This is a genomic window from Streptomyces tatrensis (assembly GCF_049310065.1).
In the GTDB taxonomy this organism is placed as follows: Bacteria; Actinomycetota; Actinomycetes; order Streptomycetales; family Streptomycetaceae; genus Streptomyces.
On the sequence record NZ_JBMDLB010000011.1, the window covers coordinates 3,269,461 to 3,282,663 of the forward strand.

Below are 13,203 nucleotides of genomic sequence, written 5' to 3' on the forward strand. Positions count from 1 at the left end.
ACCGGCGCCGCGAGCGGCCCGGACGCCTTGCGGTGAGGGGCGCGGGGGACCCGGGTCAACGCGGTGGCCCCCGGAACCATCCGTACGGAGCGGGAACGGCGGAACCCCGCCCCTCCGGAAGGGAGGGGCGGGGTTCACGGCCGAGCGGGGTTCCTGTCCGAACGGGTTCAGCGGCCCGCGCGGTTGACGGCGGAGATGACCGCCTTCAGGGAGGCGCGGGTGGTGTTCGCGTCGATGCCGATGCCCCACAGGACACGGCCGTCGATCGCGCACTCGATGTACGAGGCGGCGACGGCGGAGGCGCCCTCGCTCATCGTGTGCTCGGTGTAGTCCAGCAGGCGGGCGTCGATGCCGATGGCGGCCAGCGCGTCGAAGAAGGCCGAGATCGGGCCGTTGCCGGTGCCGTTCAGTACGGCCTCGACGCCGTCCACGACCGCCTCGACGGTCAGCGTGTCGGTGCCGTCCTTGTCGGTGGCGGTCGAGCCGGAGCGCAGCTGGATGCGGCCCCACGGGTTCTCGGGGTTGGGCAGGTACTCGTCCTGGAAGACGTTCCAGATCGCGGCCGGGGTGACCTCTCCGCCCTCGGAGTCGGTCTTGGCCTGGATGATCCGCGAGAACTCGATCTGCATGCGGCGCGGCAGGTCCAGCTTGTGGTCGTTCTTCAGGACGTACGCGATGCCGCCCTTGCCGGACTGCGAGTTGACCCGGATGACCGCCTCGTAGGAGCGGCCGACGTCCTTCGGGTCGATCGGCAGGTACGGGACGGCCCACTCGAGGTCGTCGACGGTCTTGCCCTGGGCGGCCGCGTCGGCCTCCATGGCGTCGAAGCCCTTCTTGATGGCGTCCTGGTGGGAGCCGGAGAAGGCGGTGTAGACGAGGTCGCCCGCGTAGGGGTGGCGCGGGTGGACTTCCATCTGGTTGCAGTACTCGCTGGTGCGACGGATCTCGTCGATCTGCGAGAAGTCGATCTGCGGGTCGATGCCCTGGGAGAACAGGTTCATGCCCAGCGTGATCAGGTCGACGTTGCCGGTGCGCTCGCCCTGCCCGAACAGGCAGCCCTCGATGCGGTCGGCGCCGGCCATCAGGGCCAGCTCGGCGGCCGCCACGGCGGTGCCGCGGTCGTTGTGCGGGTGCACGGAGATGCAGATGTGCGCGCGGCGGGTCAGGTTGCGGGCCATCCACTCGAAGCGGTCCGCGTGGGTGGAGGGCGTGGAGCGCTCCACGGTGGCGGGCAGGTTCAGGATGATCTCGCGGCCCTCGGACGGCTGCCAGACGTCGCAGACGGCCTCGCAGACCTCCAGGGCGAAGTCCAGCTCGGTGTCGGTGAAGATCTCCGGGCTGTACTGGTAGCCGAAGACGGTGTCGGCGCCCAGCAGCTTGTCCGCGTACTCCATGACCAGGCGGGTGCCGTCGACGGCGATCTGCTTGATCTGCTCCTTGGAGCCGCGGAAGACGACCCGGCGGAAGGTGGGCGCGGTCGCGTTGTACAGGTGCACGGTGGCGCGCTTGGCGCCGACCAGCGACTCCACGGTCCGCTCGATCAGGTCCTCGCGGGCCTGGGTCAGGACGGAGATGGTCACGTCGTCCGGGATCGCGCCCTCTTCGATGATGGAGCGCACGAAGTTGAAGTCGGTCTCACCGGAGGACGGGAAGCCGACCTCGATCTCCTTGTAGCCCATGCGCACCAGCAGGTCGAACATCTCGCGCTTGCGGGCGGGGGTCATCGGGTCGATCAGCGACTGGTTGCCGTCGCGCAGGTCCGTGGAGAGCCAGCGGGGCGCCTTGGTGACGCGGGCCTCGGGCCAGGTGCGGTCGGGGATGGCCACCTGCTCGTACGAGCCGTACTTGTGGATGGGCATCCCGGAGGGCTTCTGGGTGTGGGTCGCGTTCGTGATGGGCGTGGGGCGACCGACAAAAGTGTGCTGGCTCATGGCGTAGGGCTCCTCGCGTGTCCGCGTGTAGTTCGCTGGGACGGCCGACGGACGGTCGCAAAACCGCAACACCAAACTCCGCGGGGAGGGGGTCGGCCTACGACTACAGGCCCTCGCCGCGGCAGCTAAGGAGGAGCAGCCCGAAACGCATGATGGGCCGAGCCTAACCGAGCCGCCCCGTAATGCGGGACCTGTTTCAGTATGCAAGACCCGCAGGTCCGTTTTGCACCCTTTGTGAGCTAAGCCTCTTTTAATGCATCGAGTCAGGCCGATCCCTCAATCGACATTCGATTCGTACGTACGATCGCATCATCGCTGTGAAGGCGCGTTGGGGGCTGGGTGCGCAAGCCGCACAGCACGCAATCAGGAAAGCGGCCGACGCCTGCACGACCCTGCAGGCGAAACCGCAGGCCAGAAGGCCCGGCGGGTCGATTTCGAGACGGCGCCCGGCCGGAAACAAGCCGCCATCCTTTCGGTCGGACGCGGCCCAGCCATATGACGACCGCATGCTGTCGTGGCAGGTCGAAGCCGGCACGATCTCGATCTGGACGACGAGCGGGCGCCTCAAGTCGGTGGGCATCACAGCCGGCGCCGAACAACTCGTCATGCTGGCCACCCACCGCCGAGGCGAGTCCGACCTGCTGCAGCGTGACGGGGCCTGGTTCCTGCTTGCGACGTGCGAGGTTCCCGAGGCGGAGCTGAACGCAACTCCGGTGGACTTCCTGGGTGTGGATCTGGGGATCGTCAACATCGCCACCACCTCGGACGGCGAGATCATGGCCGGACGAAGGCTGAACCACCTCCGGAGCCGGGACCTCAGGCTGCGAGCCAAGCTGCAGCGCAAGGGCACCAGGTCCGCCAAGCGACGCATCCAGCGCAGGCGCCGCAAGGAAGCGCGGCGCACCCGGGACATCAACCACAAGATCGCCAAACACATCGTGGCCGAGGCTGAACGCACCGGGCGCGGAATCGGTCTGGAGAACCTGACCGGGATCCGCGAACGGGTACGGCTGAGGAAGCCCCAACGGGCCATGGTGCACAGCTGGGCCTTCGCCCAGCTCGGCGCGTTCATCACGTACAAGGCCCGCCGGGCCGGATTGCCGGTGGTGTACGTCGACCCGGCACACACCTCCCGCACCTGCTCCCAGTGCGGCCACGCCGACAAGGCGAACCGGGCCTCACAGGCCCGCTTCGCATGCCGGTCCTGCGGATTCGTTGATCACGCAGACCGCAACGGCTCCCGCAACATCCGCGCACGCGCGTTGGCGTTGTGGCGAAGCGGGGCCCCGTCACCGGCCCCAGCCGTCCCGCACCAGCGAGACGGCCGGACGCGGACGGTCGCATCGCAGCCGGTGATGCGCCGCAACGCAAGTCTCGTCGCCCCCGCGACGGACATGTGACACAACCGAATGAATCATGGTTGCACCTAGTGACAACGGTGTGACCCACTGCCACATTGCCGGACATGGATGCCTTCCTCGCCCCCCGCCACCCCGTCTTCTGCACCGTGGTGCCGCCGCACCTCCTGGACAAGATCGCCCGGTCGCAGGACCCCGCCCGGGCCGCCGCCGCGCGGCGGACCCTCGAATTGGACGCCTCCCACCGGGTCCGCCGGCTGATGGCCGTGCTCCCGCCCGCCGGGGACACTCCGTCCGAGACCCCCGAGCGGACCATCTACGACGCGCAGCACCAGACCCGGCTGCCCGGGAAGAAGGTCCGCGGCGAGGGCGAGGACGCCGGCCAGGACGCCAGCGTCAACCGCGCCTACGCCGGGCTCGGGGCCACCTTCGAGCTCTTCTTCAAGGGCTTCGGCCGCCACTCCATCGACGACGCCGGGCTGCCGCTGGACGCCACCGTCCACTACGACCGGCTGTACAACAACGCCTTCTGGGACGGCAGCCGGATGGTCTTCGGCGACGGCGACGGGGACCTCTTCCTCGACTTCACCGTGTCCGTGGACGTCATCGGGCACGAGCTGGCCCACGGGGTCACCCAGCACACCGCCGACCTGGAGTACTACGGCCAGTCCGGCGCGCTCAACGAGTCCGTGTCCGATGTCTTCGGCTCCCTCATCAAGCAGTACTCCCTGGACCAGACGGCCGAGGAAGCCGACTGGCTGATCGGTGCCGGACTGCTCGGGCCCTCGGTGGACAGCGGCTTCGCCCTGCGGTCGATGAAGGCGCCCGGGACGGCGTACGAGGACGACGAGCTCGGCAAGGACCCGCAGCCCGCGACGATGGACGACTACGTCCGCACCTCCCGCGACAACGGCGGGGTGCACATCAACTCCGGCATCCCCAACCACGCCTTCTACCTCGTGGCGACCGAGCTGGGCGGCAAGGCCTGGGAGCGGGCCGGACGGATCTGGTACGACACCCTGACCGGCGGGGAGCTGGGTCCGAAGGCGGACTTCGCCCGGTTCGCCGCACTGACGACCGCCGCGGCCGTCACCCGGTACGGCGACGGCGGCGCGGAGCACCAGGCGCTGCAGAAGGCATGGTCGACGGTCGGCCTGGGGTAACGGGCGCGGGGCGCAAGGCGTGGGGTGCGAGGCGTCGGGTAGAAGGGCGGTCATGCGGATTCAGGTGGTGCGGACGGGCGGCTTCGCGGGGATCGAGCGGCGGGGCGAGGTGGACACCTCGGACCTGCCCGACGAGGACGAGTGGCAGGCACTGGCGCAGCTGGCCCTGCGGCCCGGCCCGCCGGGGCATCCGGCGGACGGGGTCCGGGACGGTTTCTCGTACCGGATCACCGTGGACGGGCGGACGGTGCTCTGCCAGGACCCGAACCTCTCGGAGGCGCAGCGCTCGCTGATCTCCCGCGTCCTCAAAGAAGGTGCCTGAAAGAAGGTGCCCGACCAGGGGTCCGCTTGATTGGATGGCCGGATGATCACACCTTCCGACTGTCTGCCCGAGCTCGAGCGCTACTACGACGCGGCGCCCCGGGCCGGCGGTGCGCGGGCCGAGGACTTCGGCCCGCTGACCCTGTTCGTCCAGGAGAGCGACGGCTGGCCGTACTACGCGCGGCCCGCGCTCGGCGCCGCCTCGGCCGATGGCGTCTCCGTGGCCGATGACGTCTCCGTGGCCGACGTCGAGCGGGTGCTGGCCCGGCAGCAGGAGCTGAAGGTCCCCGAGGCCTTCGAGTGGGTGGCCGAAACCACCCCCTCCCTGCGGGCCGCCGCGGAGGGCGCCGGGCTGACCGTGCACGCGCATCCGCTGATGGTGCTCGACCCCTCGGAGGCACGGCTCCCCGCACATCCGGACGTACGCGTCTTCGGCGCGGCCGACCCGCTGCTGCGCCCGGCGGTGACCGTGCCGATGCTGGCCTTCGCCGCTCCGGGCACGGCGGTGGGCGAGGCGGGCCCCGCCGAGCTCGCGGTCGCGGAGCAGGACCCGGCATCGGAGGGCCGCCGGGTCCGGGTCGCGGGGATGATCGAGTCGGGCCGCACCGCCCTGGCCGCGGCCGTACGCGACGGCGTGGTCCTGTGCTCCGGCCAGTACGTCCCGGTCGGCGACATCGCCGAGGTCGTCGGTGTCGGCACGCTCCCCTCGGCCCGCCGCCAGGGCCTGGCCCTCGCGGTGACGGCGGCCCTGGTCACCGACGCCCTGGCCCGCGGAACCCGCACGGTCTTCCTGTCCGCGGGCGACGAGGACGTGGCCCGCCTCTACGCCCGCCTCGGCTTCCGCTCCGCGGGCACGGCCCTGATCGCCGACCGGCCGCTGTGATCGTCCGCCAGCTGTGATCGTCCGCCTGCTGTGATCGGCCGGCCGCTGGGCCGCGTCCTCACGCGGCCGCGGGGCTCACCGGGCCGCTGGCCGGGACCGTCTGGTGGGACGGCCGGGCCGCCTGCGGGCTGATCGTGCCGCTGTCGCTCGACCACCCGGGCGGCGCGCCCCCGCCGGCCTTCGGGCAGTGGCGGGAGCTCGGCCTGGGCGACCTCTCGGACGTGCTGCCGCCGGACCGGGGGCGTCCCGCGCAACTCTGAGCCCGTTGTTTTGCGGGAACGGCAAGATCGCTTGGCCGGGGCCGCGGTCCGGGCGGAGCATCGGAGGCGCGGGCACCCGTACCCGTACCGACCGGAAAGAGGCCCCCATGGCACACGCGCACGACCACGCCGCCCCCTCCCCGCGCTCCCCGCACTCCCCCGGGAGCGACTTCGAGGGCGATTTCGCGGGCGAGGAGTTCTGGGACTCCCGCTACCGCGAGAGCGACAGGATCTGGAGCGGCGAGGCCAATGCCGTGCTGGCCGGGGAGGTCGCCCCGCTCGCTCCCGGCCGGGCCCTGGACCTCGGCTGCGGAGAGGGCGGCGACGCCGTGTGGCTCGCGCGGCAGGGCTGGTACGTCACCGGGACGGACATCTCCGGGGTCGCCCTGGAGCGGGCGGCGGCCCACGCCGCCCAGGCCGGGGTCGCGGACCGCACCGCGTGGGAGCGGCACGACCTCGCGGAGTCCTTCCCGGCGGGCGAGTACGACCTGGTCTCCGCGTGCTTCCTGCACACCTTCGGGGAGTTCCCGCGCGACCGCATCCTGCGCCGGGCCGCCGCGGCCGTGGCCCCCGGCGGGATCCTGCTCGTCGTCGGCCACGCGGGCTGGGCGTCCTGGCAGGAGGACCGCCCGGAGGTGGACTTCCCGACCCCGGACGACGTCCTCGCCCAGCTGGAACTGGAGGCCGGCGCCTGGGAGGTCCTGCTGGCGGAGGAACACGTACGGGCCCAGAACCAGCCTGACGGCCGGCCCGGGACCCGTACGGACAACGCGGTGAAGGTGCGCCGGCGCGCCTGACCCGTACCTCCCGGATCAGCCCCGGCCCACGCCGGACGGAGTCCGGCGCAGCGCCCCGAAGCCCGGGAGGCCCGCCAGGGCCGACCGGTGCGAGGGGCGCATCAAGAATCAGAAGCCGAGCTTGCGGAGCTGCTTGGGGTCGCGCTGCCAGTCCTTGGCGACCTTCACGTGCAGGTCGAGGAAGACCGGGGTGCCGAGCAGCGCCTCGATGTGCTTGCGCGACTTCATCCCGACCTCCTTCAGGCGGGCGCCCTTCGGGCCGATGATGATGCCCTTCTGGCTGGGCCGCTCGATGTAGAGGTTGGCGTGGATGTCCAGCAGCGGACGGTCCGCCGGGCGGTTCTCCCGGGGGATCATCTCCTCGACGACCACGGCGATGGAGTGCGGGAGCTCGTCCCGTACGCCTTCCAGCGCGGCCTCGCGGATCAGCTCCGCGACCATGACCATCTCGGGCTCGTCGGTGAGGTCGCCCTCCGGGTACAGCGGCGGGCTCTTCGGCAGCATCGGCGCGATCAGGTCCGCCAGCAGCTGGACCTGGGTGTCGCCGACCGCCGAGACGGGGACGATCTCGGCCCACTCGAAGCCCAGCTCCTCGGCGAGCTGGTGCACCGCGATGAGCTGCTCGCCCACCACCTTCGACTCGACGAGGTCAGTCTTGGTGATGATGGCGATCTTGGGGGTCTTCTTGATCCCCGCGAGCTCCTTGACGATGAACTTGTCACCGGGGCCGAGCTTCTGGTCCGCGGGCAGGCAGAAGCCGATCACGTCGACCTCGGACCAGGTCGCGCGCACGACGTCGTTCAGCCGCTCGCCGAGCAGCGTGCGCGGCTTGTGGAGGCCGGGCGTGTCCACCAGGACGAGCTGGGCGTCGGGGCGGTGCACGATGCCGCGGACCGTGTGGCGGGTGGTCTGCGGCCGGTTGGAGGTGATCGCGACCTTGGTACCCACGAGCGCGTTGGTCAGGGTCGACTTCCCCGCGTTGGGACGGCCGACGAAGCATGCGAAGCCCGCACGGTGCGGGCTGGTGGTCTCGGGGGAACGATCGCTCATACGGGCCATTCTCCCCGATGCGGCTCCCAGCGCCGACCAGGCCGCCGCCAGGAGGGCCAGAGCGGCCGCCAGCAGGCCGTTCAGGGCGGGGTGTGCGGCGTGTTCGGCGGTGGCCCGGGCGGCCGCGGTGTCGGCCCGCGCCACCACCGCGACCTCGGCCCATTCCAGGGCGGGCGGGTCCGCCCAGGCTGCGGTGAGCCGGACCCGCTGCCCGGGCAGCAGCTCGGCGGGCAGGCCGGTGAGGGGGCGGGAGAGGAGGGCCCGGCCGAGGGCCCCGGAGGCGGTCAGGGTGGCGCGGGGGCGCAGGGTGACGTTGCCGAGGTTGTGGAGCGTGTACGAGATCTCCGCGCCGGCGGCGCCGCGACGGTCGGTGCGGAGGTCCTCGACGGCCAGGGCGGGGGCGGTGGGGCCGGTGACCCGGAGGTAGAGGCGGGCGGCGACGGCCTGCTGCACGCCCATCCCCCGCACCGCCGTGCCGGCCGGCCGGTCCTCCAGGGCGACGACGGCTCCGGGGTGGTCCCCGGGCTCGGCCCGGTCGGGGACGGTGAGGGTGAAGCCGACGTCGACCGCGGTCTTCGCCGGGACGGTGATCCGATCGCGCGCCAGCTCCGTCCAGGCGCCCGTGGCGGTGCGGGGCTCCCCGGGCCCGCGCAGGGCGAAGCCGCCGTCGCGGGCGGTGTTGTAGGCGTCGGCGGCGTAGAGGCGGAAGGTGCGGGGCCGGTCGGTGCGGTTGGCGATGGTGACGGAGTCGGTGACGGCCTGGCCGGGGGCGGCGGCGAGGTAGAAGTACGGGCGCTGCCCGAGCTTGTTGGCGGCGGGCAGGACGGACCACTGCCCGTTGTCGGCGGCCGTGGCCGCCCCGGCTCCGCCGAGCAGAAGGATGCCGAGCCCCATGAGCACGGCGACGGCCGTCGCCCCGGCCAGGCGCCTCCAGGCCCGCGGAGCCGGAGCAGGAGCCGGGGCCGCGCCTGCGGCACGCCGGTGGCGCGCACGCGCGGGGCGGTCCCGCGGGACTCTTCTCCCCGCCCCGCCCTTCCACCGTTCCCCGGGCTGCGCCCGGACCCCCCTGGGGCTCCGCCCCAGACCCCGCGCCTCAAACGCCGGCGAGGCTGGATGTGGCCCGCCTCGGCCCGCACGTGAACACCCGTGGGCCGGGAAATTCAGCCCCTCCGGCGTTTGAGGAGCGGGGGTCCGGGGGCTGGCCCCCGGCAACGGCGCCGCACCCGGCAACGGGTCCGGGGCGGAGCCCCGGGGAACGGGCGAAGGGCGGGTCGGGGACTCCGCCCCGCGCAGCGGCACAGCGGCGGCGGGGAGACCGGGCCGGGTCACGACAACGTCAGGGTCAGCACCGCCGTGTAGGCGCCCGGCGCGGTGTACGGGGGCACCTGGAGGGTGACGGCCGCGTCGACGGTGAAGGTTCCGCCGACGAGCGCGGCGTCACCGGTGGAGGCCAGGACCGCCCCGTCGGGCCCGACGGTGCCCGCGCTGCCCGGCGTACACGCGCTGGGGCTGCCGGGCGCGGCCGCGCACGTCGGGGTCCAGCTCAGGGAGGCGCCCGGGATGCGGACCCCGCCGGAGCCGGTGAAATCGGTGACCTTGCCGATCAGGGACCATCCGGCCGGCCCGCCGCGGGCGTCCTTCACGGTGACGGTGCCGATCCGGCCGGCCGCCGCGCCGCCGTCCCCGTACGGGACCGCGGCCAGGGTCACGGCGTCGCCCGCCTGGGTCATGCCGAGCTCGCCCGGCTCCACGACCGCCGTCACCGTCTGGCTCCCCGGCGGCAGCGGGGCGGCGGCGATCACGGTGTACGCGGACGGGCCGGAGCCCCGCTCCGGAGTCCAGGCGGCGCCCTCGTACGCCACGACGGCGGTGGTCGCCCGGTCCGTTACCGGCAGCTCCGCGAGGACCACGCCGAGCTCGTCGGCCTTCGCCGTGACCCGGTCGGCGGTCTCCGCCGTGCCCGCCCGGCCGGCCACGGTGACCTCCGCGCCGGGGACGAAGCCGGCTCCGGTGACCTTGACCCCGGCCCCGGGGGCTCCCGCCGCCGTACCGAGCGCGACGGCGCGCAGGTTGGCCGTCGGCAGCGGGCTCGCGGTGATCCGCTGCGCGACCGGCGGCCCGGCCGGCAACAGCGGCTCGGACGGGGACGCGGACGGGGACGGAGACGTGGACGGAGACGGGGACTCCGGCGACGGCGCGGCGGGCGCGGACCCGGAGACGGACGCGGAGGGCTGCGCGGACGGCGTCGGGTCCGCTCCGGGCGGCACGCTCCCGGGGGCGGCGGCGCAGACGGTGTCCAGTTCGAGCAGGTGGCCGGTGTGGAGGGTGTAGCCGCCCGGGGCCAGGGTGATCTCGCCGGGGGCGGTGACGGTGAAGGTGCCGGTCATGGTGACGGCGGGCAGCGCCCCGCCCGCCTCGACGGGATCGTTGCGCTTGGCCCCGACGACCGTGACCTCGCCCTGCTGCACGCCCCCGAGCACGATCCGCCCGGTCGGGGTGAGGACGTCGGCGGGCAGGCCGGCGGAGAGCGGGTTCACGGCGGGGGTCCGGATGACCTGGTAGGTGACGGTGACGGTGTCGCCCACGCGCGGCGTGAGGTCGTCGACGGTGACCCGGGCGGTGGTGGGCCCGTCGGCCGGGGGCAGTCCGGCTTCCTGCGGCGGCAGGCAGTGCGTGGGGAACTCGACCTGCCCTGGGGGCGTCTCCCCCTCCGCGGCGGCGGGCGCGCTCAGCGCTCCCCCGGTCGCGGCGGCCAGGACCGCCATGCCGACGGCGGCCGACCACCCTCTGTGCCGCGCCGTCGCTCGCGCCGTTGTCCGCGCCGTCGCTCGCGCCGTTGTCCGCGCCGTCGTTCGCGCCGAAGTCCGCACTGACCGCCCCCTGGGATCCCGTACCCCGCCAGGGGGCCATTCACGAGCGGGCGGGGGAAGAAGTCAATGCACGGACCCGGCAACAACTGATGGCCCATCAGGAGATGGCAGGGTGGCGCCCGGTGCGGCTTCCCGGAAGGTACGCCGGTAGGCCGTCGGGCTCACGCCGAGCGTCGCCTGGACGTGTTTGCGCAACGACTGCGCGGTACCGAAGCCCGCCTCCCGGGCCACGTGTTCCATCGGCAGGTCCGTCTGCTCCAGCAGCGCCCGGGCCCGCTCCACCCGCTGCCCGGTGATCCATTCGCCCGGGCTGAGCCCGGACTCCTCGCGGAACCTGCGCGTGAAGGTCCGTACCGACATCGCCTCCTGCCGGGCCAGGTCGGTCAGCCGCAGCGGTTCGTGCAGCCGGTCCAGCACCCAGGCGCGGGCCGCGGTGGTGGCCGACCGCTGCGGCTGCGGCACCGGGCGCTCGATGAACTGGGCCTGCCCGCCCTCGCGGTGCGGCGGTACGACGGTGCGCCGGGCCACGTCGTTGGCGACGGCCGAGCCGTGGTCGCGGCGCACGATGTGCAGGCACAGGTCGATCCCGGCGGCGACTCCGGCGGAGGTGAGCACGTCCCCGTCGTCGGTGTAGAGCACGTCCGGGTCGACCAGGACGGCCGGGAAGGTCTGCTGGAAGTGCGCGGCGGCGGACCAGTGGGTGGTGGCCCGGCGGCCGTCCAGGTATCCCGCGGCGGCCAGGACGTAGCCGCCGGTGCAGATGGAGACGAGCCGGGTGCCGGGCCTGATGTGCGCGAGGGCGACGGCCAGTTCGGGGGTGAGCCGGCCCTCCGCGTGGACCGGGCCCAGCTCGTAGGAGGCGGGGACGACCACGGTGTCGGCCGTGGCCAGCAGTTCGGGGCCGTGCTCGACGTGGACGTCGAAGTCGGCGTCCGTGGGGACCCGGCCGGGGGCGAGCCCGCAGGTGAGGATCTCGTACAGCGGCCGCCCGTCGACGGGATCCTTCGCCCGCCCGAAGATCCGGTGCGGGATCCCGAGCTCGAAGGGCAGCAGGCCGGCGAGGGCGAGTACGACGACGCGGTGGGCACGGTGCGCACGAGCCTCCATGGCCCGATCATAGCGAAGGGTGTCGGTCAGGCCACTGTCGTACGGGTCCCCGGCGGCCGGAAACTGTCGACGTGACGCAGACAGACCCGGGCCCCGGCCCCTCCCCCGCACCGACGCCCGCCTCCGGGACCGGCTCACTCGTCGGCGCCCCCATCGACTCCCCCGCCGACGCGCCCGCGCCGTCCCGGCCTCCGCACCGCATCCACCGCGCCTGGTTCGTCGCCGCCGTCGCCTTCGTGACGATCATCGGCGCCGCCGGCTTCGCCTCGCTCCCCGGCCTGCTCATCGAGCCTCTGCACGAGGAGTTCGACTGGTCGCGCGGCACGATCGGCCTCGCCGTCTCGGTGAACCTCGCGCTGTACGGGATCACCGCGCCGTTCGCCGCCGCGCTGATGGACCGCTTCGGCATCCGCCGGGTCGTCGCCCTCGCGCTGACCGTCATAGCCGGCGGCTCGATGGCCACGGTGTGGATGACCAGCTCCTGGCAACTGATCCTGTACTGGGGCGTCCTGGTCGGCCTGGGCAGCGGCTCGATGGCCCTGGCCTTCGCCGCGACGGTGACCAACCGCTGGTTCACCGCCCGGCGCGGCCTGGTCACCGGCATCCTGACCGCCGCCGGGGCCTCCGGCCAGCTGGTCTTCCTGCCGCTGCTGGCCTGGCTGGTCGAGAACCACGGCTGGCGCCCGGCGGCCGTCACCGTCTCGCTGGCGGCGCTGGCCGTCGTGCCCTTCGTCTGGCTGCTGCTGCGCGACCACCCGGCGGACATCGGGACCACCCCGTACGGGGGCGCGTACACGCCCAAGCCCGCGCCCGTCCCCGGCGCCGCCCGCCGGGCCGTGGGCGTACTGCTCAAGGCGGCCCGCACCGGCCCCTTCTGGCTGCTGGCGGGCACCTTCGCGATCTGCGGGGCCTCGACCAACGGGCTGGTGAAGACCCACTTCGTCCCGTCGGCCCACGACCACGGCATGCCGGTGACGGCGGCCGCCGGGCTCCTCGCCGTGATCGGCGTGTTCGACGTGATCGGCACAGTGTTCTCCGGCTGGCTGACGGACCGCTTCGAATCGCGCCGCCTCCTCGCCGTCTACTACTCCCTGCGCGGGATCTCGCTGCTCTTCCTCCCGATGCTGCTGGCCCCGACCGTGCACCCGCCGATGATCTTCTTCATCGTCTTCTACGGCCTGGACTGGGTCGCCACGGTCCCGCCGACGATCGCCCTGTGCCGCGAGCACTACGGCGAGGACGGCGCCATCGTCTTCGGCTGGGTCCTGGCCTCGCACCAGATCGGCGCGGCCCTGGTGGCCTTCCTCGGCGGCCTGGCCCGCGACGCCTTCGGCTCGTACGACCCCGTCTGGTACGCCTCGGGCGCCCTGTGCGCCATGGCCGCCCTGATGGCCATGGTCATCCGCCGCCGGACCCCGGCCAAGGCCGTCGCGGTCTGACGGCCCGCCCGGTCCGGACTGCCA

At 73.2% G+C, this 13,203-nt stretch carries 11 protein-coding genes; 7 read left to right on the forward strand and 4 right to left on the reverse strand.

Translation table 11 applies throughout. The annotated features are described in order from the left end of the window. Positions 1-167: 167 nt before the first annotated feature. Positions 168-1,931 (reverse strand): 2-isopropylmalate synthase, encoded by a 1,764-nt coding sequence (gene leuA / locus ACODT5_RS30675; RefSeq protein WP_422522396.1) that lies wholly within the window; start codon positions 1,929-1,931, stop codon positions 168-170. A 317-nt stretch (positions 1,932-2,248) separates the two neighbouring features. On the opposite strand from leuA, the gene ACODT5_RS30680 reads away from it, so the two are divergent. The 6 genes from ACODT5_RS30680 to ACODT5_RS30705 all read left to right on the forward strand — a co-directional run bounded on the left by ACODT5_RS30680 (position 2,249) and on the right by ACODT5_RS30705 (position 6,713). After that, entirely contained in the window at positions 2,249-3,331 is a 1,083-nt protein-coding gene (locus ACODT5_RS30680) for an RNA-guided endonuclease InsQ/TnpB family protein (RefSeq protein ID WP_422522397.1), read from the forward strand. 65 nt (positions 3,332-3,396) lie between these two features. After that, complete coding sequence (locus ACODT5_RS30685) at positions 3,397-4,452, forward strand: M4 family metallopeptidase (RefSeq protein WP_422522398.1); 1,056 nt, start codon at positions 3,397-3,399, stop codon at positions 4,450-4,452. A gap of 52 nt (positions 4,453-4,504) precedes the next feature. Next, positions 4,505-4,774, forward strand: a complete 270-nt coding sequence (locus ACODT5_RS30690; protein WP_422522399.1) for a protealysin inhibitor emfourin — start codon at positions 4,505-4,507, stop codon at positions 4,772-4,774. A gap of 42 nt (positions 4,775-4,816) precedes the next feature. Then, on the forward strand, positions 4,817-5,656 hold the full coding sequence (locus ACODT5_RS30695) for a GNAT family N-acetyltransferase (protein WP_422522400.1): 840 nt from the start codon (positions 4,817-4,819) through the stop codon (positions 5,654-5,656). Positions 5,657-5,790: 134 nt separating this feature from the next. Next, entirely contained in the window at positions 5,791-5,916 is a 126-nt protein-coding gene (locus ACODT5_RS30700; RefSeq protein ID WP_422522401.1) for a hypothetical protein, read from the forward strand. A gap of 107 nt (positions 5,917-6,023) precedes the next feature. Further along, entirely contained in the window at positions 6,024-6,713 is a 690-nt protein-coding gene (locus ACODT5_RS30705) for a class I SAM-dependent methyltransferase (RefSeq protein WP_422522402.1), read from the forward strand. Between the two features lie 108 nt (positions 6,714-6,821). On the opposite strand, the gene era is transcribed toward ACODT5_RS30705, so the two are convergent. From era to ACODT5_RS30725, 3 genes are all read right to left on the reverse strand, one after another. Then, positions 6,822-7,772, reverse strand: coding sequence for a GTPase Era (era, locus tag ACODT5_RS30710; protein ID WP_374213701.1), 951 nt, complete (start codon positions 7,770-7,772; stop codon positions 6,822-6,824). Between the two features lie 1,316 nt (positions 7,773-9,088). Further along, positions 9,089-10,528 carry a WxL domain-containing protein gene (locus ACODT5_RS30720; RefSeq protein WP_422522403.1) on the reverse strand — a complete coding sequence of 480 codons (1,440 nt, stop codon included), beginning with the start codon at positions 10,526-10,528 and terminating at the stop codon, positions 9,089-9,091. A 168-nt stretch (positions 10,529-10,696) separates the two neighbouring features. Next, complete coding sequence (locus tag ACODT5_RS30725) at positions 10,697-11,740, reverse strand: GlxA family transcriptional regulator (protein WP_422522404.1); 1,044 nt, start codon at positions 11,738-11,740, stop codon at positions 10,697-10,699. Positions 11,741-11,811: 71 nt separating this feature from the next. Here ACODT5_RS30725 and ACODT5_RS30730 point away from each other — a divergent pair, with 71 nt between their 5' ends. Then, complete coding sequence (locus tag ACODT5_RS30730; RefSeq protein ID WP_422522405.1) at positions 11,812-13,179, forward strand: MFS transporter; 1,368 nt, start codon at positions 11,812-11,814, stop codon at positions 13,177-13,179. Positions 13,180-13,203: the final 24 nt, after the last annotated feature.

What these genes read in the sequence shown, in the direction of transcription:
- leuA (WP_422522396.1), bottom strand. Translation starts at nt 1,931, where the DNA reads ATGAGCCAGCACACTTTTGTCGGTCGCCCCACGCCCATCACGAACGCG.
- ACODT5_RS30690 (WP_422522399.1), top strand. Translation starts at nt 4,505, where the DNA reads ATGCGGATTCAGGTGGTGCGGACGGGCGGCTTCGCGGGGATCGAGCGG.
- era (WP_374213701.1), bottom strand. Translation starts at nt 7,772, where the DNA reads ATGGCCCGTATGAGCGATCGTTCCCCCGAGACCACCAGCCCGCACCGT.
- ACODT5_RS30705 (WP_422522402.1), top strand. Translation starts at nt 6,024, where the DNA reads ATGGCACACGCGCACGACCACGCCGCCCCCTCCCCGCGCTCCCCGCAC.
- ACODT5_RS30685 (WP_422522398.1), top strand. Translation starts at nt 3,397, where the DNA reads ATGGATGCCTTCCTCGCCCCCCGCCACCCCGTCTTCTGCACCGTGGTG.
- ACODT5_RS30695 (WP_422522400.1), top strand. Translation starts at nt 4,817, where the DNA reads ATGATCACACCTTCCGACTGTCTGCCCGAGCTCGAGCGCTACTACGAC.
- ACODT5_RS30725 (WP_422522404.1), bottom strand. Translation starts at nt 11,740, where the DNA reads ATGGAGGCTCGTGCGCACCGTGCCCACCGCGTCGTCGTACTCGCCCTC.
- ACODT5_RS30720 (WP_422522403.1), bottom strand. Translation starts at nt 10,528, where the DNA reads ATGGCGGTCCTGGCCGCCGCGACCGGGGGAGCGCTGAGCGCGCCCGCC.